This window comes from Pelomonas sp. BJYL3 (genome assembly GCF_027257975.1).
Classification (GTDB): Bacteria; Pseudomonadota; Gammaproteobacteria; order Burkholderiales; family Burkholderiaceae_C; genus Roseateles_B; species Roseateles_B flavus.
Window position 1 is genome coordinate 81,060 of sequence record NZ_JANZKX010000009.1, and the last position, 24,278, is coordinate 105,337.

Annotated in this window: 28 protein-coding genes; 13 read left to right on the forward strand and 15 right to left on the reverse strand. The window is 68.1% G+C overall.

Annotated features, from left to right (window positions below; all coding sequences use genetic code 11):
* Position 1: 1 nt before the first annotated feature.
* The 5 genes from flgF to flgB are packed head-to-tail and all read right to left on the reverse strand — an operon-like array spanning position 2 to position 3,672.
* Positions 2 to 736, reverse strand: a complete 735-nt coding sequence (flgF, locus tag O9Y01_RS22075) for a flagellar basal-body rod protein FlgF (RefSeq protein ID WP_269633814.1) — start codon at positions 734 to 736, stop codon at positions 2 to 4.
* Positions 737 to 759: 23 nt separating this feature from the next.
* Positions 760 to 2,091, reverse strand: coding sequence for a flagellar hook protein FlgE (gene flgE / locus O9Y01_RS22080; RefSeq protein WP_269633815.1), 1,332 nt, complete (start codon positions 2,089 to 2,091; stop codon positions 760 to 762).
* 32 nt (positions 2,092 to 2,123) lie between these two features.
* Entirely contained in the window at positions 2,124 to 2,789 is a 666-nt protein-coding gene (locus O9Y01_RS22085) for a flagellar hook assembly protein FlgD (RefSeq protein WP_269633816.1), read from the reverse strand.
* A 17-nt stretch (positions 2,790 to 2,806) separates the two neighbouring features.
* Positions 2,807 to 3,223 (reverse strand): flagellar basal body rod protein FlgC, encoded by a 417-nt coding sequence (gene flgC, locus O9Y01_RS22090; RefSeq protein WP_183105235.1) that lies wholly within the window; start codon positions 3,221 to 3,223, stop codon positions 2,807 to 2,809.
* Between the two features lie 35 nt (positions 3,224 to 3,258).
* Positions 3,259 to 3,672: a flagellar basal body rod protein FlgB gene (flgB, locus tag O9Y01_RS22095; RefSeq protein WP_269633817.1), complete on the reverse strand. Its 414-nt coding sequence runs from the start codon at positions 3,670 to 3,672 to the stop codon at positions 3,259 to 3,261.
* Positions 3,673 to 3,876: 204 nt separating this feature from the next.
* On the opposite strand from flgB, the gene flgA reads away from it, so the two are divergent.
* The 3 genes from flgA (at position 3,877) to O9Y01_RS22110 (ending at position 5,522) form a co-directional block, all read left to right on the forward strand.
* A complete protein-coding gene (gene flgA, locus O9Y01_RS22100) occupies positions 3,877 to 4,626 on the forward strand; it encodes a flagellar basal body P-ring formation chaperone FlgA (protein WP_269633818.1) in 750 nt (249 codons plus the stop codon).
* A 145-nt stretch (positions 4,627 to 4,771) separates the two neighbouring features.
* On the forward strand, positions 4,772 to 5,104 hold the full coding sequence (gene flgM / locus O9Y01_RS22105; protein ID WP_269633819.1) for a flagellar biosynthesis anti-sigma factor FlgM: 333 nt from the start codon (positions 4,772 to 4,774) through the stop codon (positions 5,102 to 5,104).
* 16 nt (positions 5,105 to 5,120) lie between these two features.
* Complete coding sequence (locus O9Y01_RS22110) at positions 5,121 to 5,522, forward strand: hypothetical protein (RefSeq protein WP_183105231.1); 402 nt, start codon at positions 5,121 to 5,123, stop codon at positions 5,520 to 5,522.
* A 66-nt stretch (positions 5,523 to 5,588) separates the two neighbouring features.
* Here O9Y01_RS22110 and O9Y01_RS22115 read toward each other — a convergent pair whose 3' ends face one another.
* From O9Y01_RS22115 to kefF, 3 genes are read right to left on the reverse strand one after another with little or no spacing between them, the layout of a single operon-like run.
* Positions 5,589 to 6,020: a DUF1841 family protein gene (locus O9Y01_RS22115; protein WP_269633820.1), complete on the reverse strand. Its 432-nt coding sequence runs from the start codon at positions 6,018 to 6,020 to the stop codon at positions 5,589 to 5,591.
* Between the two features lie 42 nt (positions 6,021 to 6,062).
* Entirely contained in the window at positions 6,063 to 7,907 is a 1,845-nt protein-coding gene (gene kefC, locus O9Y01_RS22120) for a glutathione-regulated potassium-efflux system protein KefC (RefSeq protein ID WP_269633821.1), read from the reverse strand.
* Complete coding sequence (gene kefF / locus O9Y01_RS22125) at positions 7,904 to 8,515, reverse strand: glutathione-regulated potassium-efflux system oxidoreductase KefF (RefSeq protein WP_269633822.1); 612 nt, start codon at positions 8,513 to 8,515, stop codon at positions 7,904 to 7,906. Before kefF ends, kefC begins: the two co-directional genes overlap by 4 nt.
* A 107-nt stretch (positions 8,516 to 8,622) precedes the next feature.
* Here kefF and O9Y01_RS22130 point away from each other — a divergent pair, with 107 nt between their 5' ends.
* Both O9Y01_RS22130 and O9Y01_RS22135 read left to right on the forward strand, forming a co-directional pair.
* Positions 8,623 to 9,252 carry a ParA family protein gene (locus O9Y01_RS22130; RefSeq protein WP_269633823.1) on the forward strand — a complete coding sequence of 210 codons (630 nt, stop codon included), beginning with the start codon at positions 8,623 to 8,625 and terminating at the stop codon, positions 9,250 to 9,252.
* A gap of 148 nt (positions 9,253 to 9,400) precedes the next feature.
* A complete protein-coding gene (locus O9Y01_RS22135) occupies positions 9,401 to 10,141 on the forward strand; it encodes a response regulator (protein ID WP_269633824.1) in 741 nt (246 codons plus the stop codon).
* A gap of 64 nt (positions 10,142 to 10,205) precedes the next feature.
* Here the strand turns inward: O9Y01_RS22135 and O9Y01_RS22140 are convergent, their stop codons facing one another.
* The 5 genes from O9Y01_RS22140 to O9Y01_RS22160 all read right to left on the reverse strand — a co-directional run bounded on the left by O9Y01_RS22140 (position 10,206) and on the right by O9Y01_RS22160 (position 15,624).
* Positions 10,206 to 11,075 (reverse strand): segregation and condensation protein A, encoded by an 870-nt coding sequence (locus O9Y01_RS22140; protein WP_430765657.1) that lies wholly within the window; start codon positions 11,073 to 11,075, stop codon positions 10,206 to 10,208.
* Positions 11,076 to 11,116: 41 nt separating this feature from the next.
* Complete coding sequence (locus O9Y01_RS22145) at positions 11,117 to 11,320, reverse strand: DUF3460 family protein (RefSeq protein WP_269633825.1); 204 nt, start codon at positions 11,318 to 11,320, stop codon at positions 11,117 to 11,119.
* 66 nt (positions 11,321 to 11,386) lie between these two features.
* Positions 11,387 to 13,096 (reverse strand): SulP family inorganic anion transporter, encoded by a 1,710-nt coding sequence (locus O9Y01_RS22150; protein WP_269633826.1) that lies wholly within the window; start codon positions 13,094 to 13,096, stop codon positions 11,387 to 11,389.
* Positions 13,097 to 13,307: 211 nt separating this feature from the next.
* Positions 13,308 to 15,353, reverse strand: coding sequence for a methionine--tRNA ligase (gene metG, locus O9Y01_RS22155; RefSeq protein WP_269633827.1), 2,046 nt, complete (start codon positions 15,351 to 15,353; stop codon positions 13,308 to 13,310).
* Between the two features lie 85 nt (positions 15,354 to 15,438).
* Complete coding sequence (locus O9Y01_RS22160; RefSeq protein ID WP_269633828.1) at positions 15,439 to 15,624, reverse strand: hypothetical protein; 186 nt, start codon at positions 15,622 to 15,624, stop codon at positions 15,439 to 15,441.
* A gap of 1,175 nt (positions 15,625 to 16,799) precedes the next feature.
* On the opposite strand from O9Y01_RS22160, the gene minC reads away from it, so the two are divergent.
* From minC to minE, 3 genes are read left to right on the forward strand one after another with little or no spacing between them, the layout of a single operon-like run.
* Positions 16,800 to 17,579: a septum site-determining protein MinC gene (gene minC, locus O9Y01_RS22165; protein WP_269633829.1), complete on the forward strand. Its 780-nt coding sequence runs from the start codon at positions 16,800 to 16,802 to the stop codon at positions 17,577 to 17,579.
* Between the two features lie 55 nt (positions 17,580 to 17,634).
* Positions 17,635 to 18,450 (forward strand): septum site-determining protein MinD, encoded by an 816-nt coding sequence (gene minD, locus O9Y01_RS22170; protein ID WP_183105220.1) that lies wholly within the window; start codon positions 17,635 to 17,637, stop codon positions 18,448 to 18,450.
* A 13-nt stretch (positions 18,451 to 18,463) separates the two neighbouring features.
* The gene (gene minE, locus O9Y01_RS22175; RefSeq protein WP_183105219.1) at positions 18,464 to 18,724 is read left to right on the forward strand and encodes a cell division topological specificity factor MinE; all 261 of its coding nucleotides are present in this window, start codon (positions 18,464 to 18,466) and stop codon (positions 18,722 to 18,724) included.
* A gap of 74 nt (positions 18,725 to 18,798) precedes the next feature.
* On the opposite strand, the gene O9Y01_RS22180 is transcribed toward minE, so the two are convergent.
* On the reverse strand, positions 18,799 to 19,389 hold the full coding sequence (locus O9Y01_RS22180; protein ID WP_269633830.1) for a lysophospholipid acyltransferase family protein: 591 nt from the start codon (positions 19,387 to 19,389) through the stop codon (positions 18,799 to 18,801).
* A 179-nt stretch (positions 19,390 to 19,568) separates the two neighbouring features.
* Positions 19,569 to 19,874 (reverse strand): 2Fe-2S iron-sulfur cluster-binding protein, encoded by a 306-nt coding sequence (locus O9Y01_RS22185; protein WP_269633831.1) that lies wholly within the window; start codon positions 19,872 to 19,874, stop codon positions 19,569 to 19,571.
* 103 nt (positions 19,875 to 19,977) lie between these two features.
* Here O9Y01_RS22185 and O9Y01_RS22190 point away from each other — a divergent pair, with 103 nt between their 5' ends.
* From O9Y01_RS22190 to O9Y01_RS22210, 5 genes are all read left to right on the forward strand, one after another.
* Positions 19,978 to 20,505 carry a hypothetical protein gene (locus O9Y01_RS22190; RefSeq protein ID WP_269633832.1) on the forward strand — a complete coding sequence of 176 codons (528 nt, stop codon included), beginning with the start codon at positions 19,978 to 19,980 and terminating at the stop codon, positions 20,503 to 20,505.
* Positions 20,498 to 21,424: a response regulator gene (locus O9Y01_RS22195; protein WP_269633833.1), complete on the forward strand. Its 927-nt coding sequence runs from the start codon at positions 20,498 to 20,500 to the stop codon at positions 21,422 to 21,424. The genes O9Y01_RS22190 and O9Y01_RS22195 overlap by 8 nt, the downstream gene beginning before the upstream one ends.
* 61 nt (positions 21,425 to 21,485) lie before the next feature.
* The gene (locus tag O9Y01_RS22200) at positions 21,486 to 22,583 is read left to right on the forward strand and encodes a hypothetical protein (protein WP_269633834.1); all 1,098 of its coding nucleotides are present in this window, start codon (positions 21,486 to 21,488) and stop codon (positions 22,581 to 22,583) included.
* Positions 22,584 to 22,707: 124 nt separating this feature from the next.
* Entirely contained in the window at positions 22,708 to 23,226 is a 519-nt protein-coding gene (locus tag O9Y01_RS22205) for a YgjP-like metallopeptidase domain-containing protein (RefSeq protein WP_269633879.1), read from the forward strand.
* A gap of 14 nt (positions 23,227 to 23,240) precedes the next feature.
* Positions 23,241 to 24,203, forward strand: coding sequence for a tRNA dihydrouridine synthase (locus O9Y01_RS22210; protein ID WP_269633880.1), 963 nt, complete (start codon positions 23,241 to 23,243; stop codon positions 24,201 to 24,203).
* Positions 24,204 to 24,278 lie beyond the last annotated feature (75 nt).

Below are 24,278 nucleotides of genomic sequence, written 5' to 3' on the forward strand. Positions count from 1 at the left end.
CTCAGCTGTTGCTGGACAGCAGCTTGGCGCTGGTCTGTCCCTGGGTCTGGGCAATCTGCAGCAGCTTCATCTGCTGCTCGAACTGGCGGGCGGCGGCGATCATGCTGACCATGGTCTCGACGGCACTGACGTTGGAGCCCTCCAGCGCGCCGTCCTGCAGCCGTGCGGCCTGGTCTGCGGGCAGGTCGCCATTGGCGGCTCGGAACAGACCGTCGGTGCCTCGGGTCAGCGGGGTCTCGGCGGTGGGCGTGACCAGCTTCAGCCGGCCGATCGCCGTCGGGCGGCCCGTGGCCCCCTTGGCGGTGATCGTGCCGTCATTGCCGATGCTCAGCTCGCTGTTGGGCGGCACGTTGATGGGGCCGCCATCGCCCAGCACCTGCAGGCCGTTGCGCAGCACCAGCAGCCCTTCGCTGCTGACGTCCAGGGAGCCTGCACGCGTGTAGGCCTCGGTGCCGTCCAGCCCCTGCACGGCCAGCCAGGCGTCGCCGCGCATGGCCACGTCCAGGTTGCGGCCCGTGGCGCTGATCACGCCGGGATCCGGGTTGTAGCCGATGGTCGTCTCCAGCGCGTAGGCCCGTGTGCTGGCGCCATCGCCGCGCACAGGCACCGCGCGAAAGGCGGCCAGCTCGGCCCGGAAGCCGTTGGTGGAGACGTTGGCGAGGTTGTTGGCCAGCACGTCCTGGCGCTGCATGGCCGCCTTCGCGCCCGCCATCGACAGATAGATCATGCGGTCCATGACAGTCCTCCAGGGTCAGCGCATCAACGGAGGTTGACGAGGGTCTGCAGCACCTGGTCCAGCGTCTTGATGGTCTGGGCATTGGCCTGGTAGACGCGCTGGGCCGTGACCATGTTGACCAGCTCGGCCGTCATGTCCACGTTGGATTCCTCCAGCGCGCCGGACTGCAGCACGCCCATGTTGCCGTCACCGGCCACGCCGACCACCGCATCGCCCGAGGCGTAGGTCCGCGCCCAGACGTTGCCGCCCAGCGGCTGCAGGCCCTGCGTGTTGCGGAAGGTGGCGAGCTCGACCTGGCCGGCCGGCTTGGACTGGCCGTTGGAGTAGCGGGCCATGATGATGCCGGACTTGTCGATCTGGATGCCCGCCAGCTGGCCCGGCGCGTAGCCGTTCTGCTTCACGTCGGTGACGGCGAAGCTGGAGCCGCCTTCGGTGGTCTTCAGGATGTCCAGCTTGATGCCGTTGATGGGCAGGGTGACGGCACCAGCCGAGTTGGTGGACACGGGGATGTCCATGTTGATCTTGTCGGTCGGGCTCACCGGCTTGGAGCCGTCGTAGGCCGAGAAGACCAGGGTGGTGTAGGGCAGGGTGGGGTTGCCGTCGGCATCGACCGGCGTCGCACCGCCCAGGGCGTCGACCTCCAGCGGCTTGCCGTTGGCCGTGGCGTAGATGTTCCAGGTCGTGGTCGAGCTGGGATCGGGCGGCGCCGGGGTGGGGTCGCTCTTCTGGAAGTAGAAGGTCAGCGCCACGCTCTGGCCCTTGGCGTCGTAGACGGTCATGGAGGTGGCGTTGTTGTAGGTGGCCGGGTCGTTGAGCTGCATGCCCGTGCCGATGCCGCCGGGCGCCGTACTCTTGGCCCGCGAGTCCAGGTTGAACTCCATGGACATCTCGCTGGTGACCTGCGGCGTGATGCCGGCGGTGGGCAGCTGCAGGGCCTGGGCCAGGCCCGGCTGGATCACGCCGGTGCCGTCGGCCGGATAGCCCAGCAGCTTGAGCCCGGCGTTGTTGACGATGTAGCCGTCGCGGCTGACCTTGAACTGGCCGTTGCGCGAGTACATGACCGGGTTCTTCTCGTCACTGAGCTGGAAGAAGCCCGAGCCGTTGATGGCCATGTCCATCGGGTTCTCGGTGGTGCTGATATTGCCCTGAGTGAACTGCTGCGAGACCGCGGACAGACTGGTGCCGATGCCTACCGGGTTCTGCCCCGCGCCATTGAGCGCGCTGGCATAGACGTCGGCAAACTCGGCCCGCGAGGACTTGCCGCCGTAGGTGTTGGCGTTGGCGATGTTGTTGCCGATGACCTCGAGGTTCTTGCTGGCGGCATTGAGACCGGAGAGACCTTGCTGGAAGCCCATGATGTGTCCTTCGAAAGAAAGTGCTCGAGGGGTCAGTCGACCCGTTTGACGCTGCTGTAATCGACGAGGCCGACGGTCTGCAGCTGCAGTTGCAGCTTGCCGCCCGCGGTGTTGACGGCCATGACCCGGTCGTGGGCATAGCTGGTGCTGCCCAGGACGCTGGCGCCCTTGCTGGCAGTGATGCGGAAGCTGTAGCCGCCGGACTTCGCATCGAACTTGTCCGAGCTCCAGTCGAAGTCGTGCACGCCGGCGCCCTGGGCGCCCAGCTGCACGGTATCGACCACGGCGCCGGACGGCGCCAGCACCTCCAGCTTGACGGCATCGGCGGGGCTGCTGATCTCGAAGGAGCCCTGGGCCTTGGCCGTCTCCTCGTTCCAGCTGAGCTTGTTGCCGGGCACCAGCACCTCGCGACCGACCAGGCTGACGCTTTGCAGAGCCTGCATCTGGCCGAACTGGGAGCCCAATGCCTTGATGTTGTCGTTGAGGTTGCTGATGCCGGTGACGGTCTGGATCTGCGCCATCTGCGAAGTCACCTGGGCGTTGTCCATGGGGTTCATGGGGTCCTGGTTCTTCATCTGGGCGACCAGCATCTTGAGGAAACGGTCCTGGGTGTCCTGGGCCTGCTGGGCGGCGCTGGGCGTGGTGTTGGCGCTGCTGCCGGTCACCTTGCTGTTGCCGATCACGGTGCTGTAGTCCATGGTTTACCTCGTCAGGCTCAGGATTGGCCCAGCTGCAGGGTCTTGAGCAGCAGGCTCTTGGCCGTGGTCATGACCTCGATGTTGTTCTGGTAGGAACGGGAGGCGGAGATCATGTTGACCATCTCCTCCACGCTGTTGACGTTGCTGTAGGTCACATAGCCCTCGGCGTCGGCCTGCGGGTGCTTGGGGTCGTGCACGCGCCGGCCCTGGGTCTGGTCCTCGGTGATCTGGGCCACGCGCACGCCGGCCGCGCCGGGGTCCTGGCCGGCGCCCATCAGCTGGGTCTGGAAGGTCACCTGGCGCGCCTTGTAGGCCTGGCCGTCGGGGCCGGCCACGGTGTCGGCGTTGGCCAGGTTGCTGGCCACCACATTCAGCCGCTGGCTCTGCGCGCTGACCGCGCTGCCGGAGACATTGAAGATCTGGAACATGGACATGGTGCTCTCCTGCCTGGTGCTTCAGCTCAGCCGGCTCAGGCGGCGTTGTGCGACTTCATCGCGTCCAGCTGCGTCCGCACGCTGCTGTTGATGAAGCGCAGGGTGGCCTCGTACTTCACCGAGTTGTCCGCGAAGCTGGCCCGCTCGCGGTCCATGTCCACCGAGTTGCTGTCCAGGTTGGTCTGGGCCGCCATGGCGAACTCGCGACCCGTGGGGCTCAGTGCGCCGGCCAGCGGGGCGAGGTGGCGGCCCTGCGTGGTCTGCAGGGCGCCCGGGGTGCCGATCTCGCCGGTGGCTTCCTTCAGGGCGCGGCTGAAGTCGAAGTCGCGCGCCTGGTAGCCCGGCGTGTCTGCATTGGCGATGTTGCTGGCCAGCTGCTGCTGACGCTCCGCCCGCAGCACCAGGGCCTGGGTCTGGAAGTTCAGCGAATCGGTGAGGCGGTTGATCATGGAAGCACTCCTTGCCGGGGCCGGGTATCGAGGGGCTGGGCGGCCTGTCCTGCAGGCCTCTTGCCAGCCGCTTTGCGACGCCATGGCACGGGATATGGGCATTGTTGGGCGGCGGTCCGCCAAACATGAGCGGGAAAAGAGCGCGCTTTGCTGCTCATTTCGAAGCTAAGGCGCGGCAGGCGGAGGCCTACAGTCCATCCCATCATGTTCAATCGGCCTCAATCCCTGCAGCGCACCGCCCGATGGCTGGCGGCGCTGCTGCTTGGCCTGTGCTGTGGGCCGTGGGCGCAGGCGCAGGTTCAAGCGCAGGGGCAGGGGCTGGAACCCTGGCGCCAGGTCCTGCAGCAGACCGCCCAGCAGGCCGCCAGCCAGCTGAACAGGGAGTTCGGCGCCGCCGCGCGCGTGGTGGTGGAGCTGGGGCAGGCCGATCCGCGCCTGCGTCTGGCGCCCTGCCAGCGGGCCGAGCCCTATCTGCTGCCCGGCATGAAGCTCTGGGGACGCTCGCGCATCGGCCTGCGCTGTGTGGAGGGTGCCAGCCGCTGGAACGTCTCCCTGCCGCTGACCGTGCATGTCTTTGCGCCAGCCCTGGTGGCCGTGGGCCCGCTGGACGCCGGCACCGCGCTGTCTGCAGAGCAGCTGCGCCTGGCGGAGGTGGACATCGCCGCCGAACCGGGCGCCGTGTTCACCGACGCCGCCGCGCTGCTGGGCCGCAGCCTCGGCCGGCCGGTACAGGCGGGCGAGGCGCTGCGCTCGGGCAGCCTCAAGCAGCGCCAGTGGTTTGCCGCGGGCACGCAGGTCAAGGTGACGGCCCGCGGGGCAGGTTTTGCCATTGCCGGCGAGGGCCAGGCCCTCAACCAGGGCCTGGACGGTCAGGATGTCCGTGTTCGCTTCGAGAACGGCCGCACCGTGACCGGTCGGGCCGTCGGGGAGCGGGAAGTGGAGGTCCTGTTGTGAACGATGCACCCTCTAGACCCCCGCCCCCCCTGTCTTCGGGGCTCTCAGCTGGTATCGTTGAGGAAATGGCTCAAGTCCGCCTGGACGCGGCCGATACACCGTCCAACAGGCTGGGCGGTTTCAAGCTCAGTCCTTGGAGAACATCATGAAAATCGGTCAAAACGCTGACAAGCTCGCTGCCACTGGCCTCGGCCAGGGCGTCGAGCGTCCGGCGACGGCGGAAGCCGGCCGCAGCAAGGGTGCTTCCGAGGCAGGCAGTGTGAAAAATGCCCCGGAAGCCAGTGCCAAGATCGCGCTGTCCAGCACCGCAAGCACTATGTTGCAGGGTGTGCCTGACGATGGCAGCTTCGACGCCGAAAAGGTGCAGCGCATCTCCCAGGCCATCAGCGAAGGCAAGTTCAGCATCAATGCCGATGCCATTGCCGACAAGCTGATCGCCAATGCCCGGGAAATGGTCGGCCGCGTTGGTGCCCACTGAAGGGACGGGTCTCCTCATGCAAACCTTGCCGCCCACCGAGAACACCGAAGCGCTGAGCCAGGATCTGGAGCGGCCGCTGATCGAAGTCGAGAACTGCCTGAACCTGCTGGGCGAAGCGCTGGTGCGCCGTGACAGCCAGGCCATCGAGACCCATGCCGCGGCCCTGCACCAGGCCTTGGCCCATGCCATGAACAGCTTCATGGAAGCCGCCCGCAATGGCAAGGTGCCGCCCCAGCTGCGCAACCGTCTGGTCCAGGCCGGTGGCCGCGTGGCGGCGCAGCGCGAGTCCCTGAACCGTGCCAATGCGGCCCTGGATCGCGCCATCGATGTGCTGATCCCGCCCGAGCCGGGTGGCGTCTACGGCGCCAGCGGCAAGAACGAGCGCAAGAGCAGCCTGGGCGGATCCATCCAGGCCTGAGCCGGCCCCTGACGAAAAAAGCCACGCACCGCGTGGCTTTTTTGCTTTTCCGGCCGCCTGGCAGGCCTACTGCGTGGCCTTGTGCCGCAGCGCCTCGAGGTAGGCGTGGCCATCCGGCGGCCGCCCGCTGCGCTGCGACTCCCAGATCATGGTGCCCAGGCAGTCCATGGCCACATGCTGGGCCTCGTGCAGGGACTGCCGGCGCGCGGTCAGCAGGTCCAGGGCCTGACGCACGCCACGCGGCTGGTCGATGGAGTGCTGCTCGCTGATGCTCAGGTGCATCGACAGATGCAGGAAGGGATTGGTGCGGCCCTCCTCGACGGTGTAGACGGCCTGGACGGCCTGCTCTTCGTCCGCCAGCTCGGCGTGGTACTCGGGGTGTTCCTCGATCCACTGCGCCGCCAGGGTCTCCATGGGCGTCAGGGGCAGGCGGTCCCGCCACTTGGCGTAGGTGCTGCAGAAGAACCGGCGGACTTCGATCTGGGACGGGGCAAACATGCCCGCATTGTCGCCGCAAGGCCGCCGCCCTGCCGCGATGGGTCAATCCGGCCGGGCGTCCTCGGCCTCACCGGGGTTCCAGCCCTGGCGATGGCGCACCTGCGCCCGGGCCTCGCGCTCCTGGGCCATCAGGGTCTCCAGCTGCTGGCGGCCCTGCTTGACCATGGCGATGAGCTGGTCCTCGTCATCGCGGTGGCGGGCCATCAGGCGCAGCTGGGCCGCGTTGTGCTGCCGGAAGCGCCAGGCCTGGCGGCGCGCCATGGCGGGCTCCACGCCCAGCAGCTCCAGCACGCTGCGGCCGCTGAGCAGGGCGGATTCAAAGGTCTCGCGTTCGACGTGCTGGACCCCCAGCTCCTGCAGGCGGTAGAAATGCTGGACGTTGCGGGCCCGGGCCACGATCTGCAGCTGCGGAAAGTGCTCGCGGGCCAGCTCGGCGATGGCCAGGCTCTGCGCCACGTCGTCCACCGCGATCACCAGGATGGCAGCGGTCTCCGCGCCGGCCGTGCGGAGCAGGTCCAGGCGGGTGGCGTCACCGTAGAAGACGCGCCAGTCGAAGCGCCGCAGGCCTTCGACGGTGTGGGCGTCGTGCTCCAGCACCGTGGCCTCATGCCCGTTGGCATAGAGCAGGCGGCCGACGATCTGCCCATAGCGGCCGAAGCCCGCGATGATCACCGGCGCCTGCTGCGGCTCCTTCAGCTCTTCCATCGCCGGCCCGCCGCGCAGGGCCAGGCGGGGCTGCAGCCAGCGGTCGGCGGCCGCCAGCAGGGCCGGCGTGCAGCCCAGGGACAGGGCCACCGCGGCCACCAGGGCCGAGGCCTGGGCGTCGCTCAGCAGCCCGGCCTGCTGGCCCAGCTGGAAGACCACGAAGCCGAACTCGCCGCCCTGTGCCAGCAGGATCACGAAGACCGGCCGCTCCAGCAGGGGCAGACCCATGACCCGGCCCATGCCCAGCAGCAGGGCACCCTTGAGCAGCAGCAGGCCGGCCAGCAGGGCCGCGACCAGGCCGGGCTGCTGCAGCAGCACCTGCAGGTCCAGGCCCATGCCCACGGCGATGAAGAAGAGGCCCAGAAGCAGGCCCTTGAAGGGCTCCAGATCGGTCTCCAGCTCGTGCCGGTACTCGCTTTCGGCCAGCAGCACGCCCGCCAGGAAGGCGCCCAGCGCCATCGACAGCCCCACGGCCTGCATCAGCGCCGCCGTGGCCAGCACCAGGAGCAGGGCGGCAGCGGTGAAGATCTCGGGCGTGGCGCTGCCGGCGATCCAGCGCAGCGCTGGCCTCAGGGCCAGGCGCCCGCCCAGGATGAGCACGGCAATGGCGCCCAGGGCCTTCAGCGCCTGCCAGTGGCCCTCCGAGCCGCTGCCATCCGCCCCCGCGAGAGCCGGCACCAGGGCCAGGATGGGGATGGCGGCGATGTCCTGCAGCAGCGCCACGCTGAGGATGCTCTGGCCGGCGGCCGTGCCACCCAGGTTGCGTTCGCCCAGCACGGCCATGGCCACCGCGGTGGAGGACATGGCCAGGCCCAGGCTGCCCACCAGGGCCAGGCGCCAGGGCAGGCCGCACAGAAGGGCCAGGGCCATCAGCAGGGCCGTCGATCCCAGCAGTTGCACCGAGCCCCAGCCGAAGATGGGCCGGCGCAGCTGCCACAGCCGCCGCGGTTCCAGCTCCAGGCCGACCAGGAACATCATCAGCACCACGCCGATCTCGGCCACCTCCAGGATGGTCTCGGGTGCAGACACCAGGCCCAGCACTTGCGGCCCGATCAGCACCCCGGCGACCAGATAGCCCAGGATGGAGCCCAGCCGTGCCCAGCGGGCCAGGGGCACGGCCAGCACGGCGGCACCCAGGAAGACGAGCGGCAGGTGCAGCAGGTCGTGCGAGGGCGCGCTCATGCCTGCGCCTCCACCGGGCGTTCGCCCGCCGGCAGCTCTTCCTGCTCGGCCCGCTGGGAGCCGCACCAGTGGGGATAGTTCAGCAGGTGCTGCAAGGCCTTGCGCACATGCTGGGCAATGGTCTCGTCGTCGGCCCGGTGGGCGCCGTGCAGCACCTGGGGTGGCAGCAGGCGCAGGCCGCACAGGCGCGCCGTCTGTTCGTAGGGCAGCAGGAAGTCCTGGAAGGCGTGGCGGTGGTGGCCCTGGGGGCTGTAGGCCGCCTCGGCGCCGCCCGTGGACAGCAGCAGCCACAGGTCCTTGCCCTGCAGCGCATGGCCGCCCGGCCCGTAGGCCCAGCCATAGCTGAAGACCTCGTCCAGCCACAGCTTCATCAGGGCCGGCATGCCGTACCAGTGGATGGGGTGCAGCCAGATGACGAGCCGGGCCTGCGCGAGCGCCTGCTGTTCGGCCTCGATGTCGATGGCGTAGTCGGGATAGAGGCGGTAGAGGTCCCGCAGTTCCAGCTTGCCTGGAGGGAAGGGCGTGCTGGCCAGCGCGTCCATCAGGCGGGCGCTGACACGGGAATGGGCGCGGTCCGGATGGGCGCAAAGACACAGGATTTCAGCCATGGCGAAGGGTAGCAGCGTCTGCTGGCCACGACTTCCGGCCTTGTCAGCATTGCCGTGGCCGGAAAGTCGCCGCTAACATCCCCAGCAGCGCCGTCAAGGGAGATGCCATGCCCGTGATCCTGGTTGCCAACCCCAAGGGCGGGGCCGGCAAGAGCACCCTCGCCACCAACATCGCCGGCTTTCTTGCCTGGCAGGGCCATGCGGTGGCCCTGGGCGACGCCGACGTCCAGCAGTCCAGCCGGCAGTGGCTGGCCCAGCGGCCGACGCAGCTGCCGCCTATCCTTCCCCTGGACATCGATGACAGGCAGGTGGCCCGCGTGCCCAAGGGCGTCAGCCACGTGGTGCTGGACACGCCGGCGGGCCTGCACGGCAAGCGCCTGGAGCGGCTGCATGGGCTGGCCGACCGCATCCTCGTCCCTCTGCAGCCCAGCCTCTTCGACATGCAGGCCTGCCATGCCTTCGTGCTGCGCCTGAAGGAGCTGGCCGCCGAGCAGCGCCATCGGCCGCGGCTGGGGCTGCTGGGCATGCGCGTGCGGCAGGGGACGCTGTCCCAGCAGCAGTTGCAGCAGTTCCGTCTCAGCCTTGGCGAGGGCCTGGACTGGCTGGGCGAGCTGCGCGACACCCAGCACTATGTGCAGCTGGCGGCCCGCGGTCTCAGCCTTTGGGACATTTCACCCGGTCAGGTGGAGAAGGATTTGCAGCAATGGCAAGCCCTGTGCGGGTGGCTCAAATCATGATCGTCATTCATATTGATGATACGAATGGCGAACCCAGTCTGCGAATCGCCCACCCGGAAGGGGTATGCCCTCGCCCAGGGCCCGCCACTATGATTCGACGCCCCCGACACGCGGGGTGCGTTGATACAGAACTAGCGAGGAGACTGGCATGAAGGTGCTGCTCATTGACGACCATCCCCTGATTCTTTCGGCCCTGCAGACGGTGATCTCGGGCCTGGACGATGGCGTGGAAATGGTCGGGGTGGAGACCGCCGCCGCCGCCCGCCAGCGCCTCAAGGACGAGGACGATTTCGACCTGGTCCTGCTGGACCTGCAGCTGGGCGATGCCAGCGGCTTCGACGTGCTGGAGGAGTTCCGCTCCGTCTACCCGGCCCTGCCCGTGGTGGTGATCTCGGCCTCGGACCGCGCCAGCGACGTCATCCGCTCCATCGACATGGGCGCCATGGGCTTCGTCCCCAAGCGCAGCAGCACCGAGGTGTTGTCCCAGGCCCTGCGCCTGGTGATGTCGGGCGGCATCTACGTGCCGCCGATGAGCCTGGGCACCGAGGCCCCCGCGCCGGCCGCTCCCGAGGTCAACAGCCAGGCGGCCCGCCTGCAGCAGATCTCCCAGCTGGCCACGGCCTCCGAGTACCAGATGCAGGCCGGGCTGGAGAACCTCTCCCTGACCCCGCGCCAGACCGATGTGCTGGCCCTGCTGCTGCAGGGAAAGCCCAACAAGATCATCGCCCGCGAGCTTGGTGTCTCGGTGGAGACGGTCAAGGACCATGTGGCCGCGGTGCTCAAGGCCCTGGGAGTCAACTCGCGCACCCAGGCCGTGCTGGCGGTCAGCCAGATGGTGCAGCGCACGCCGGAGCAGAGCTTCAGCACCTTCCGCCAGCCGGCGCACTGAACGCCACCGCTGCACCATGAAGAAAGCCCGCCTCCTGGCGGGCTTTGTCATTCAGGGGGGAGGGTCAGCTCGGTTCGTAGGCCAGGCGCACGTAGATGGGGGCGAAGGCCTCGGCCTGGGTGATCTCCAGCAGGCGTTCGCGGGCCAGCTCCAGCATGGCGATGAAGGTCACCACCAGGACCTGGGGACCGCGGCTGGTGTCGAAGAGGTGCTCGAATTCGACGAAGCGCTGGCCCTGCAGGCGGCGCAGCACCATGCTCATGTGCTCGCGCACCGAGAGCTCCTCGCGGCTGATCTTGTGGTGCTGCTTCAGCTGCGCCTTCTTGAGCAGGCCCAGCCAGGCCTCGCGCAGGTCGACCAGCTCCACGTCCGGGAAGCGCGGCGTCAGGGACTGCTCGATGTGGACCTGGGCGCGCAGGAAGTCGCGGCCGATCACGGGCAGGGCGTCCAGCCGTGCGGCAGCCAGCTTCATCTGCTCGTACTCCAGCAGGCGCCGCACCAGCTCGGCCCGCGGATCCTCGGGCTCGCCGCCGTCGTCCGTCTTCTTGGGCGGCAGCAGCATGCGGGACTTGATCTCGATGAGCATGGCCGCCATCAGCAGGTACTCGCTGGCCAGCTCCAGGTTCTGCTTGCGGATCTGGTCGACGTAGCTGAGGTACTGCCGGGTGACATCCGCCAACGGGATGTCCAGGATGTTGAAGTTCTGGCGCCGGATCAGGTACAGCAGCAGGTCCAGCGGCCCTTCAAAGGCCTCCAGGAAGACCTCCAGCGCATCGGGCGGGATGTAGAGGTCCTGGGGCAGGGCGAAGAGCGGCTCGCCGTACAGGCGGGCCACGGCCACGCCGTCCACGGTCTGCAGCACGGGGCTGGGCTCGGCCTCCGTGAGCGGCTCGGGCAGCTCGACGGGATCGGGCGGGGTGCTGGGGCCGCTCAAGAGAAGGCTCGCCGGTCAGCGCAGGTGAACGGCGGCGCGCTTCAGTGGGACTTGGTCTGGTAGACGTAGGCCTGCTGGGCCACGCGGGCAGCGCGGTAGTCGGCCTGGGCGGCGCGGTCCACGGGCTTGTCCCACAGCAGGGCGCGGCCGTCGCGCTGTTCCTGTTCCAGCGTCGGCTTCTTGGCCTTCAGCTCGTCGATGAACTGGGTGACTTCGGACTTGTAGGGCTTCCAGAACAAAGGCATGGCGCTTGGGCAATGAAGGTTGATGCAGGGCAGCCGGTGCGGGCGCCCTGGCGGGAAACCGGCATTTTAGCTGCCCCGGGGCGGCGCAGGCGTGGCCTGCGGCACGGCTTCGAAGAAAGTCGCCTGCAGTGTGGCCAGGTCCGGCAACAGTCCCTGCTCGCCCAGCAGCGCTCCCAGGCCTCCGCGCTCGACCAGGGAGGCCGGCTGCGCATTGAGGCCCAGCAGCACCAGTCGCCGGCCCTGGCGCTCCAGGCTCTGGTGCAGCTGGACCAGAGCATCCAGGCCGGTGCTGTCCATGGAGACCAGCAGGTGCATGTCCAGGGCCAGCACGCGGGCGTCGGGCGGCAGGCGCTCGGCCAGGGCCTCGACCTTGGCCACCGCGCCGAAGAACAGCGAGCCATAGACCCGCAGCAGATGCACACCCGGCGGCAGCGCCGTACCGGGTGGCGCCTCCGAGACGCTGAACAGCTCGCTCATGCGATAGATGAAGAAGCCGCAGGCCAGCATCAGGCCGGCCTCCACCGCCACCGTGAGGTCGAAGATCACCGTCAGCAAAAAGGTGCCCAGCAGGGTGGCGCGGTAGGGCAGCTTGAAATGGCGCAGGCGAGCGAACTCATGCCACTCGCCCATGTTCCAGGCCACGACCAGCAGCAGGCCGGCCAGTGCTGCCAGCGGCACCTGCGCGGCCAGCGGCGCCGCGACCAGCACCACGACCAGCAGGCTCAATGCATGCACCATGCCCGCGACGGGGCTGCTGGCCCCCGCCTTCACATTGGTGACGGTGCGGGCAATGGTGCCTGTGGCCGGGATGCCGCCGAACAGGGGGGCGACCATATTGGCGATGCCCTGGGCCATCAGCTCCTGGTTGGGGTCGTGGCGGCGCTCGCCGCTGAGCCGGTCGGCCACGCGGGCGCAGAGCAGGGACTCGATCGAGCCCAGCAGCGCGATGGTCAGCGCGGGGATCAGCAGCTGCTTGGCCTCCTCGAAGCTGAGGCCGGGCCACTCCGGCCGGGGCAGGGCCTGTGGAATGTCGCCGAAGCGGCTGCCGATGGTGTCCAGGGGCAGCTGCAGCAGGCTCGTCGCCAGCGTTGCGAGCACCAGCGCCACCAGGGTGCCGGGCACATGGGCGGCCAGGCGATGCAGGCGCTCGCGGGGGCTGCGTGCATGCGACGCCATCGTGTAGCTCTTGGGCCAGATCAACACCAGCAGGCTGCAGCTCGCGCCCACCAGCGGTGCGTAGGGGTTGAGGCTGGACCGATGGGTCCACAGGGCCTGCAGCTGGGCAAAGAAGTCGGCCGGCATGCGCGGGATCTGCAGGCCCAGGAAGTCCTTCAGCTGCGAGAGGGCCACCAGCACCGCGATGCCGTTGGTGAAGCCGATCACGATGGACACGGGGATGTAGCGCACCAGCACTCCCAGGCGCAGCGCGCCCAGCACTAGCATCATCAGGCCACCCAGCATGGTGGCGATCAGCAGGTTGTGCAGCCCGTAGCGCTGCACGATGCCGTAGACGATGACGATGAAGGCGCCGGCCGGCCCGCCGATCTGCACGCTGGAGCCGCCCAGCAGCGAGATCAGGAAGCCCGCGACGATGGCCGTGACCAGCCCCTGTTCCGGTTTGACGCCCGAGGCGATGGCGAAGGCCAGGGCCAGCGGCAGGGCGACGATGCCCACGGTCAGCCCGGCGCCGACGTCGCGGACCAGGCGCTGGCGCTCATAGCCGCGCAGGCTCTCCAGCAGGCGCGGGCGAAAGGGATGCAGACGAGGCAGGGACATGAACGCTCCGGTGGTGGCGGGAGGGGGGCTTGTTCATGGCCAGAGGCGGCCCGCAGTGATGCAGCCGCGCGATGAAGCGCCGGCGCCGGCTCGGCGCGGCCAATCGCAGCAGGCGGATGCGTTGGGGGTCCACGCCCCGATTGTGGGGCCGCCTTGCGCGGCCAGCAAAAAGGGCTGCCGAAGCAGCCCCTTGGCGGCGAAGCCCGCGGGCTCAGCGCACCCGCATGCCCGGTTGTGCGCCGGGGAAGGGCTCCAGCACGAAGATGCCGGGATTCGCCTTCTCATCGGCATGGCTGGCGGCCAGCACCATGCCCTCGCTCACGCCGAACTTCATCTTGCGCGGGGCCAGGTTGGCCACCATGACGGTCAGCTTGCCTTCGAGGTCCTCGGGCTTGTAGGCACTGCGGATGCCGCTGAAGACATTGCGCAGGCGGCCTTCGCCGGCGTCCAGGGTCAGGCGCAGCAGCTTGTCCGAGCCCTCGACCAGCTCCGCCTTGACGATCTTCGCGATGCGCAGATCGACCTTGCTGAAGTCGTCGATCTTGATCTCGGGGGCCAGGTCTTCACCGCCGGGCACGACCTTCGGTGCCGCAGGGGGCTCGAACAGGGCCTCCAGCAGCTTGGGGTCGACGCGCTGCATCAGGTGCTCGTAGTTGCCGATCTGGTGGGCGCCCAGAGCGCGCTGGGCGTCGGCAAACTGCATGGGCTCGACCTTCAGGAAGGTCTCGACCTTGGCCACCAGGGCCGGCAGCACCGGCTTCAGGTAGACCGACAGCAGGCGGAAGGCCTCGATGCAGACGCTGCAGACGTCCTGCAGCACCTGGTCCTGGCCCTCCTGCTTGGCCAGCTCCCAGGGCTTGTTCTGGTCCACGTACTCGTTGACGCGATCGGCCAGCAGCATGATCTCGCGCAGGGCCTTGCCGAACTCGCGGGTCTCGTAGAGCTCGGCGATGGTGCCGGCATGCGCGCGCAGGCCGTCCAGCAGGGCGCGGCCCTCCACGCCCACATCGGCCGAGAGGCGGCCGTCAAAGCGCTTGGACAGGAAGCCGGCCGCGCGCGACGCGATGTTGATGTACTTGCCGACGAGGTCGGAGTTGACGCGGGCGACGAAGTCCTCGGGATTGAAGTCCAGATCCTCCACCTTGCTGTTGAGCTTGGCGGCCAGGTAGTAGCGCAGCCACTCGGCGTTCAGCCCCAAGCTCAGGTACTTGAGCGGATCCAGGCCGGTGCCGCGGCTCTTGCTCATCTTCTCGCCGCCGTTGACGGTCAGGAAGCCGTGCACGTGCACGTGGTTGGGCGTCTTGCGGCCGCTGAAGTGCAGCATCGCCGGCCAGAACAGGGTGTGGAAATAGGTGATGTCCTTGCCGATGAAGTGGATCTGCTCCACCGCCTCGTCGGCCATGAAGGCGTCGAAGTCGCGGCCCAGCTTGCCGAAGTAGTTCTTCAGCGAGGCCAGGTAGCCGATGGGGGCGTCCAGCCAGACGTAGAAGTACTTGCCCGGCGCATCGGGGATCTCTATGCCGAAGTAGGGCGCGTCGCGGCTGATGTCCCAGTCACCCAGGCCGCCGTTGCCGTTCTCGTCCTTGGCGAACCACTCGCGGATCTTGTTGAGCACCTCGGTCTGCAGGCGGCCGGGGGTCTGCGTCCACTGCTCGAGGAACTCCACGCAGCGCGGGTCCGAGAGCTTGAAGAAGTAGTGGTCCGAACTCTTCATCACCGGCGTGGCGCCGGTCAGCACGGAGAAGGGATTCTTCAGCTCGGTGGGCGTATAGACGGCGCCGCAGACCTCGCAGGAATCGCCGTACTGGTCCTTGGCGCCGCACTTGGGGCACTCGCCCTTGATGAAGCGGTCCGGCAGGAACATGGCCTTCTGCGGGTCGAAGAACTGCTCGATGGTCTTCACCGCGATCAGGTCCTTGGCACGCAGGGCCTTGTAGATGGACTGGGAGAGCTCGTGGTTCTCGGCACCGTCGGTCGAGTGCCAGTTGTCGAAGCTGATGTGGAAGCCGTCCAGGTACTGCTTGCGGCCTGCGGCGATGCCGGCCACGAAGTCCTGCGGCGTCTTGCCGGCCTTCTCGGCGGCGATCATGATCGGCGCGCCATGGGCATCGTCGGCACAGACGAAATGCACCTCCTGGCCCATCATGCGCTGGAAGCGGACCCAGATGTCGGCCTGGGTGTACTCCATGATGTGGCCAATGTGGAAGTTCGCATTGGCGTAGGGCAGGGCAGTGGTGACGAAGAGCTTGCGAGTCATGGCGTGCAGGGTAGCTGCGCGGCGCAAAGGGGCCACGCAAGAGGCGGGATTTTAGGGCCTCGGCGCCGGATTGCCGGCGCCTGGCTCAGGCCTCCTGGGACGGGGCCTGGCCGGCCTCGGGACTGGCCGGGCCGGCGTCGTCGCCGTGCGAGGTCTCGTCGCCGCGGCCCTGGGCCTTGCGGGCCTTCTTTTCAGCGGCTTTTTCTTCGGCCTTGCGCTTCTTGGCCAACTCGCGCTGGCGTTTTTCGTAGGAGTAATTTGGAGTTGCCAAGGTCCGGTCCTTCGGTCGCGACGGCAAGTCACCGTCAGACTCGACTGTAGCGCCTCGCCGCCCGACAGGGCCATGAGGGCCTCCGGGCCATGTGCCAAGCCGCTTCAGCTTGCGCGCGCAAGCGCTTGCCAGCACAGGGAAAAATGAGGTCCAGGCTTGTGGATAAGTTTGTGGGAAAAAGGCGGGAAAAGAAGCCCTGAATGCCATTGACCAAGCCGCCGTCCGGCCTGCATTTGCCCGGGATGTCAAAAAAATCCATATGGATCAATGGCTTGCGAAGGCTCTGGAGTGGCCGCTGCGGCGCGCTCGCGCAGAAGGCCAGATGCCCGCCATTGGGGATAAGCCCGACGGCGCTTCGAGCGCTGTGTCAATTGGCGGCAGCCATGGCGCCGAACGGCGGGGCTCTTTGAGCCCCTGCGCCGGAGGGGCTGGTCACAGAACTTGGCGCATTGAGCTCAAGTATCTTGGAGGGATGGTGTCCAAGTCATTGATTAAACAGGACTAATGAAAGCTGTCCACCGATGCTGTGGATAAGTTTGTGGAGAAGCTGGGTCCCCGAGCCCTAAATGCTTGATTCATCGACGGCGGAGCTGGGTTGCCTCAAATTTTTGCACTTCGATGACGGTCATATGAATCAATGACTTGCACGCGCTTTGGGCCAGGCGCGGCCTCTGCCCTGCCAATGGCGGTGTCTTGTTTCTTTCTGGAACGCCGCCCTGGGACAGTGGGGATAAGTCAAGCCCGCCGCAGCCTGGGTGTGCGCAGATCAAGGCCGGGCGTGTGCTCCAAATGGGGGACATACAGGACGCAGGCAGGCCGCCCGGTGGCCTAGCGGGCCGCCGCTGATGGCGCCATGGACTGGGCAGACATCCCCAGCGGCTGTGGATAAATTTGTGAGTCCGCTGGAGAAAGCCGCGCTAAGTCCTTGATGTCATTGCAGATGTCTTGCGCTGCTCAAGATTTGAGCAGGTTCGGCATGGCGCCAGCGGCTGGTGCTCGCGCCCTGGCATGCGGGGGAACGCCGAGGGGCGGACCTGAACTGGCGGCTAAAATCGCGCGATTTGCAGCCAATGGCCGTATTCATGGGGCAGGGAACCGTTTCGCAGCAATCCGCACAGCAGTCGCCAGACCGGCCGGGACGATCCGCTCAAGGCAGGGACTCGGCCGCCGTTGAGGTGTTCGAGCTCCGCAGCGCATCCATCGCCGCCTTCAGCCTGGTGCTGCGCAGCCCGGACCTGCAGCAGCTGGCGCAGGCCCTGCAGGAGCGCCTGGGTGACACGCCCGAGGTCTTCAACCAGGATCCGGTGGTGCTCGACCTCAGCCAGCTGCCCGCCCCGCCCCAGGCGGCCGACGACGGCCAGCTGAGCCTGGAGTCCGCCGCCGTCCAGCTGGATTTCCCCGCCCTGGTGGCCCTGCTGCGGCGCTTCCGCATGCAGGCGGTGGCCGTCAGCGGCGCCACGGTCGAGCAGCTGGCTGCTGCGCAGGCCGCCGGCCTGGCGGAGGCCGATGTCCCCGCGCAGCGTGCCGAGGCGCCGCGGGTGGAGACCGTGGTCAAGGAGGTGGTGCGCGAGGTGATCGTCGAGCGTGAGGTGCCTGTGCCTGCCGCGCCGGCCGAGCCCAGCCGCACCGTCATCGTCGACAAGCCGCTGCGCTCCGGCCAGCAGATCTATGCCAAGGGCGCCGACCTGGTGGTGATGGCGCTGGTGAACCATGGCGCCGAGGTCATCGCCGACGGCAACATCCATGTCTACGCGCCCCTGCGTGGCAAGGCGATTGCCGGGGCCCGTGGCAATACCGAAGCCCGCATCTTTGCAGCCAGCCTGGAGGCTGAGCTGATCGCCATTGCCGGCATCTACCGCACCACCGAGAACCCTCTGCCCGCCGAGGTGCTGGGCAAGCCGGCGCAGGTCCGGCTGGAGGGCGAGAAGCTGGTGATGGAAGCCTTGAAACTCTGAGCCGCCCGAAGTCCGGACGGCCGAACAACGCATTTTTGAAGAAGGAAGGCAATCGATGACCAAGATCGTCGTGGTGACCTCGGGCAAGGGGGGCGTGGGCAAGACCACGACCAGTGCCAGCTTTGCAACAGGCCTCGCCATGCGCGGCTACAAGACCGCGGTGATCGACTTCGACGTGGGCCTGCGCAACCTGGACCTGATCATGGGGTGCGAGCGCCGCGTGGTCTATGACCTGATCAACGTCATCAACGACGAGATCAAGCTGACCCAGGCCCTCATCAAGGACAAGCAGCTGGACAAGCTCTACATCCTGGCCGCCTCCCAGACCCGTGACAAGGACGCCCTCAGCCAGGAAGGCGTGGAGCGCGTGCTGGAAGAGCTCAAGGCCATGGAGTTCGACTACATCGTCTGCGACTCGCCGGCCGGCATCGAGACGGGCGCGCTGATGGCCATGCACTATGCCGACGAGGCCTTGGTGGTGACCAACCCCGAGGTCTCCTCGGTGCGCGACTCCGACCGCATCCTGGGCATGCTCAACAGCAAGACCAAGCGCGCCATCGAAGGCAAGGAGCCCGTCAAGGAGCACCTGCTCATCACGCGCTACAACCCCAACCGCGTCGAAGGCGGCCAGATGCTCTCGCTGGAAGACATCCACGAGATCCTGCGCACCCCGTTGATCGGCGTGATCCCGGAGAGCGAGATCGTGCTGCAGGCCTCCAACCAGGGCCTGCCCGCCATCCACATGAAGGGCACCGACGTTGCCGAGGCCTATGCCGACGTGGTGGGCCGCTTCCTGGGCGAGGACAAGCCCATGCGCTTCATCGAGGCGGTCAAGCCGGGCTTCTTCAAGCGCCTGTTCGGCGGCAAGTGAAGGAGCGGCCACAATGGGATTCCTCTCGTTTTTCATTGGTGAGAAGAAGAGCACGGCCAGCGTCGCCAAGGAGCGCCTGCAGCTGATCCTCGCGCACGAGCGCAATGGCCGCAGCGCCAGCCCCGACTACCTGCCCCAGCTGCAGAAGGAGCTGGTGGCGGTGATCTCCAAGTACGTCTCCATCAACCCGGACGACATCAAGGTCCACATGGAGCGCCAGGACAACCTGGAGGTGCTGGAGGTCAAGATCGAGCTGCCCGAGCCGGGTCGCTGAGCCCACACGGGCCTCGCAAATGCGAAGGGCCAGTCCTTGCGGGCTGGCCCTTTTTGCTGCCTGGCTTCGGCGGCTCAGGCGTGGTCGAACTGGGAGGCGTTCTTGCCCTTGAAGGGGGCGTAGAAGGCCTTGATCTTGGCCATGTCGGCCTCGATGTCGCCGGTGGGCACGAAGACCGGGCCCAGGCCGCTGAGCTTGCGGCTGTAGTCCATGTAGGCCATCACGATGGGCACCTCGGCGGTGACGGCGATCCAGTAGAAGCCGGTCTTCCAGTAGCGCGTCTTGCTGCGCGTGCCCTCGGGCGGCACGACCAGCTGCAGCGGGCCGTCGGCGGCCTTGATGGCCTCGGCCGAGGCGGCGACGAGGTTGTTGCTCTTGTCGCGTTGCACGGCAATGCCGCCCAGCCAGCGCATCACCGGCCCGAAGGGGAAGCGGAAGATCTGCGCCTTGCCCATCCAGTAGATGTTCAGGCGCAGTGCGAAGGCCACCATGAGCGTGTAGGGCAGGTCCCAGTTGCTGGTGTGCGGGGCGGCGATCAGCACGCATTTGTCCTGGCCGGCCGGCAGGGCGCCGTCCAGCTTCCAGCCCGTCAGGCGCAGGAACCCCACCGAGAAGGCCCGCAGCAAGGTGTTGACGACGGGCGTGGTGAAGATCGTGCGGTGCATGCGGACGGGGCTTGGGCTGACAAACCGTCGATTATCTCGTCTGCCACTCCGAGATCCCTGCCTGTTTTTAGAGCAGGGCAACAAAGTCCGTGAAGAAACAAGCACTTGCCGCATTGCTGCAGAGGCCGTGCACGGACTTGTCCACAGGCGCTGTGGATGCCTGGGCTCTGCCGGCGGCCTCAGTCGCCCGCTTCGGTGCCGGGCAGGGCCTCGATCACCAGGTCCGAGCAGGGCCGGGCCACGCAGGGCAGGAACCAGCCCTGCGCCTTCTCCTCGGCGCTGAGCCCGGGCCATTCGACGATGTACTCGATCTGCCCCGAGACGAGGCGCCGCATGCAGGCCCGGCAGGTGCCGGCGCGGCAGGAGCTCAGCAGCCCGCCGCCCTCGCGCAGGCTGGCGCGCAGCACGGTGAGCTCGGCCGGCGCCTCGAAGCAGTCCCCGGGCTCGCCGGGCTGGAAGCGGATGCGGTAGGACTGTGGTGACATCGGCACATGATGCCAGCGAGCCCCGGGCTTTCGTGAAATGCGAGACGGGCGGCGGGCGCCCGTGGCTGGCATCTGCCTGCGCCGGGGCACACACTGCATCCACATGGACGCAGCGCGCCCTCATCCCGAACTGGAGTCGACCCTGGCCAGCGCCTGGTTCTCGCTGGCGGGGGAACGCTGCGCCTTCACGAGCCTGGACGGCATGCCCGAGCTCGACCCCGAGGCCGCCTGCTTCCAGCTGCCTGTGCTGAGTGCCGACGGGCGCGAGGCCGGCCGCGTACTGCTGGCCCTGAGCGACGAGGATGCCCAGCAGCTGGGTGTCTCCATGTTCGGCATGCCGCTGGACGAGCTGGGCCAGGAGGAGCTGGATGACGCCAATGCGGAGCTCTGCAACATCTTCGGCAGCTGCCTGGTGAAGGCCCTGGACGACAGCCACCAGCTGGAGATGGGCCTGCCGCGCCGCGCCCGCATCGAGGCCTTCGAGGCCCTCAGCCGCCGTCGCATGCCGGCCCTGACGCTGGCAGCCACGCTGGGCCCCCGGCACATCGTCGTGGCCTATTTCGCAAGTGCCCGTGATGTCGACGTCGCATCGCCTGCGCCCCCGTCCACCAAGGATCCGCGCCATGGTTGATTCGAACCCCAAACCCCTGCGCGTGCTGGTCGTGGACGACAGCCGCGCCATCCAGGCCATCATCACCCGCGTCCTGCAGAACGCCGGCCTGGGCCCCATGGTGGTCGAGACCGCCGGCAACGGCGAGCAGGCGCTGCGCATGGTCACCGCCCATCCGCCTGACCTGGTGATCTCTGACTGGCACATGCCCGTCGTCAGCGGCATCGAGATGCTGCAGACGCTGCGCCAGCTGGGCGGCGGCATGGTCAAGGTGGGCTTCGTGACCACCGAGACGGCCGAGCGCCACCTCGACCAGGCGCGCAGCAATGGCGCGGTCTTCGTGATCAACAAGCCCTTCAAGGACGAGGAGCTGCTGCAGGAGGTGCAGAAGGCACTGGCCGCACGCGTCGAGCAGCTGAAGGCGCCGCCCCCGCCACCGCCGCCGCCCCTTGCGCCGCCAGCGATGAGCTCCGAGGGGGCGCTGCATGCCCTGGTCAAACAGCAGCTGGGGCAGATTCCCTTCCGCCTGGTCGAGGCGCCGGGCCAGAGCCTGGACGACCTGAAGCTGCCGCACGACCTGGCCATGTATGCGCTGGACGGGCAGAAGACGCCCTTCGCGCTGGGCATCCTCGACGTCAACGCCTGCTGCATCCTGGGCGGCGGCGGCGCGCGCCTGCAGCCGCCGCCGGTGCGCCAGGCCATGCAGGCGGCCAGGCCCACGCCGGAGATGATGCAGTTCGCCGACCACTTCCTGCGCTCGGCCGCGGGCATCCTGGCGCGCGGGGAGGGCGGTGGCGCGCCGGCGCTGCGCATCGTCAACCTCACGCCCAAGCCTTTCGACAAGCTGCAGGGCCTGCTGTTGCGCAACCGCGGGCGCAGCGACTACCGGATCGCCGTCCCAGGCTACGGCGAGGGTAGATTGGCATTCATTCGTTGCTGATGCTGCCGATAAGTCCCTTGGGCGCGCCTTCGCGCTGCAACAGGAACAGGTCGCTCTGATCATGGCGCTGGAGTTTTCGCTCGACAGCCTTGCGGTGGTCGCCGTCTTCGTGGCCAATGCCGCGGTGATGGTGATCACCATTGGCACCTACTGGCGCATGACGCGCTATGAGCAGAGCAACCACATCCACATCGTCAACGCCCTGCGCGAGACCCGCGACGCCGGGCGCGAGATGAAGATCGCCGCCCATGAGCTCATCCGCATTGCCGAGCGCGGCGGCGTGGGCGGCGGCGGGGGCCTTGGCAGCGCGGAGCTGGGCCAGCTGGATGAGCTGATGAAGCTGGTGCGTGGCCTGCTCGACGCCTATGGCGGGCAAGACGAGGAGGCCGAGGCAGGCGATGAGCCCGAGGTGCGCTGGCCCGATACCGCCCATGAAATGAGCAGCGAGCTGATGGAGCAGCTGCGCCGCAGCCATCGCAACGAGGTGGACCGCCTGGTGGCACAGCGCCGCCGCATGCAGGTGGAGCTGGGCCTGACGCGGGAGCGGCTGGACGATGCGCTCAAGCAGCTCAGCGCCTCGCGGCACCGCGGCGGCGGTGGCGGCTCTGCCGGCGGCGGCCCCGAGCTGCAGGTGCTGCGCCAGCAGCTGGACGGCGTTCGCTCCCAGCTGCAGCAGGCCCAGGACCGCCAGTACCTGGCCGAGACCCGGGCCGAGAAGGCCGAGCGCATGGCCACCAAGCTGCAGAAGGAACTGGAGGAGATGGCCCTGGCGCCTAAGCCCGCCGCCCAGAACAACCAGGCGCCCGAGATGATGAAGCTGCTGGAGCGCGAGGCCCTGATGCTGCGCGAGCAGCTGGCCGAGGCCGAGCGCACCATCCAGAAGCTGCGGGCCGAGCTGGCCGCGCTGGCGGCCAACCCGCCCGAGCACGCCGACGCGCAGGCGGTGGACGAGATCCGCGAGCGCCTGGAGCGCGAACTGGAGCAGCTGCGCGGCAAGATCGACGACCTGCAGGACGCGCTCAAGCGCAACCAGGTCGAGAAGGAGTTCATCGAGGAGCACTACCTCAAGGAAGCCCAGAAGAACGAGGAAGCGCGCCTGGAGGCCGAGGCCACCGCCGCCGCCATGGAGTTCGTGGGCAAGACGCCGGGCGGGCGCTGAGCGTCCCCGGGCTGCAGGGCCGGGTCTTGCCTCGCCGTGGGGCCAGGTCTTGCCTTGCCGGCTGAGGGACAATCGCGGGTTTCCTTGCGTCCGGGCCCGGCCCGGATTCCTCCCGTCGCAGTTCCTGACCATGCTCAAGTACCTGGCCGGCTATCCGGCAGCCCTGCAGGACCAGGTCCGGCAGATGATCGATGCCGGCCGCCTGGGCGACTACCTGACTGCCCGCTACGCCGAGCCGCACACGGTGCAGAGCGACCGCGCCCTGTTCGACTACACGCAGGCGCTCAAGCAGCGCCACCTGCGCAATGCCGCGCCGCTGGACAAGGTCTGCTATGACAGCAAGCTCAAGGTGATCCAGCACGCCCTGGGCACGCACACCCGCAGCACGCGCGTGCAGGGCAGCCAGCTCAAGAGCCGGCGCGAGATCCGCATCGCCAGCCTCTTCCGCGAGGCGCCGGCCGACTTTCTGAAGATGATCGTGGTGCACGAGCTGGCCCACCTCAAGGAGCTGGAGCACAACAAGGCCTTCTACCAGCTGTGCCAGCACATGGAGCCGCGCTACGGTCAGCTGGAGCTGGACCTGCGCCTGTACCTCACCTGGCGCGAGCTGCCGGCGGTGACCGCGATGGAGGCCGTCTCGTGATCCTGCTCGCGCCCATGGAAGGCCTGCTTGACCACATGCTGCGCGACGTGCTGACCCGCGTGGGCGGCATCGACCGCTGCGTCAGCGAGTTCATCCGCATCACTGACATGCTGCTGCCCCGGCGCGTGTTCACCCGCATCGTGCCCGAGCTGCTGCAGGGCGGTCGCACGCCGGCGGGGGTGCCGGTGCGCGCGCAGCTGCTGGGCTCGGACCCGACCTGCATGGCCGAGAACGCCGCGCGTCTGGCCGAGTTGAACCCTGCGGGCATCGACCTCAACTTCGGCTGCCCCGCCAAGTGCGTCAACCGCCATCGCGGTGGGGCCGTGCTGCTGGACGAGCCCGAGCTGATCGCCGAGATCGTGGGTGCCGTGCGGCGCGCCATCCCGGCGGACATGCCGCTGTCAGCCAAGATGCGCCTGGGCTTCATGGACCAGTCGCGCACCCTGGAGTGCGCGCTGGCCATGGCCGAGTCGGGCGCCGAGGAGCTGGTGATCCATGCCCGCACCAAGGCCGATGGCTACAAGCCGCCGGCCTACTGGGACCGCATCGCCCACGTGCGCGAGGCGCTCGCCCCCGCGGTGGGCGTGGTGGCCAATGGCGAGGTGTGGACGGTGGAGGATGCGCGGCGCTGCCTGCAGGAGTCCGGCTGCGACGCGCTGATGCTGGGCCGGGGCATGGTGGCGAACCCGGGCCTGGCGCTGGCCGTGCGCGGCCTGGACATAGGGCAGGGCGCAGGGCAGGGCGCAGGGCAGGGCGCAGGGCAGGGGCTGGACTGGAACGCCCTGCAGCCCCTGATGCTGCAGTTCTGGCGCGAGGTCCAGGCGCATGTGCAGCCCAAGCACCAGGCCGGCCGGCTCAAGCAGTGGCTGCACTACCTGCGCCGCCACTACCCTGAGGCGGGCGAGGCCTACCAGCGCGTGCGCACGATCAACGCGCCGGCCGAGCTGGAGCGGGCGTACTTCACGCAGGCCGCCTGAGCAGGCGTGATGCGGGCGCGGCTCGCACGAAGCTCGTCACGCAGGCCCACGCCCCGGTGCAAGCCCGGAGGCCGC